This is a genomic window from Phenylobacterium sp. (assembly GCF_036963605.1).
In the GTDB taxonomy this organism is placed as follows: domain Bacteria; phylum Pseudomonadota; class Alphaproteobacteria; order Caulobacterales; family Caulobacteraceae; genus Phenylobacterium.
The window spans coordinates 1-558 of the sequence record NZ_JBALUY010000156.1; the positions used below are offsets into that span (position 1 = coordinate 1).

Here is a 558-nt window from a genome sequence, read left to right on the forward strand (position 1 = left end):
CTTGGCCATGTTCATGTGCATGTACTTGTAGATGCGTGGGCCGGACCGCATCGTCACGGTATATGTGCCGATCGACTGGATCACGCCGTCTTCCGTGGCGACGACTTCATACTGGTCGCGCTGGGCCGCTGGCGTGCTGCGCAGCTGATTGCAGCCTTGCGGCGTGCCGACACGGATGTCCTGGCCCTGATGGATCTTGCTCACCGGGCAATAGGGCGAATTGCGGTTGGACGAGCGGGTCTCGCAGAAATTGTCGCGCCAGGGATATTCGAAATTGCGCGGGTCGCACTGATCGCCGCCCTTTATGCCGCCGCCGAACATCCAGACCTGCGACTGTAGATAGGCGGGCGCGGCCTTGATCGGGAAACGGATGTCCGGGGCGAAGACCGCATCGCGCTCGGTCGCCCCCGTCCCCGAGCCGGGCAGGAGCTGGCCGGGCTCGACATAGGAAAATACCACGGTTGGTTCCGGCTCCGGCGTTACCGGCGTGTCGGCAACATCGGCCGGATCTGTGGAGGGGTTGGTGCCGGTGTCGGTTTCGCTGCCTGTGTCTGCGGG

The 558-nt window shown here is 64.0% G+C and carries 1 pseudogene; it reads right to left on the bottom strand.

Annotated features, from left to right (window positions below):
• Positions 1-558: pseudogene (locus V7702_RS16835) on the bottom strand (hypothetical protein); the annotation flags it as partial.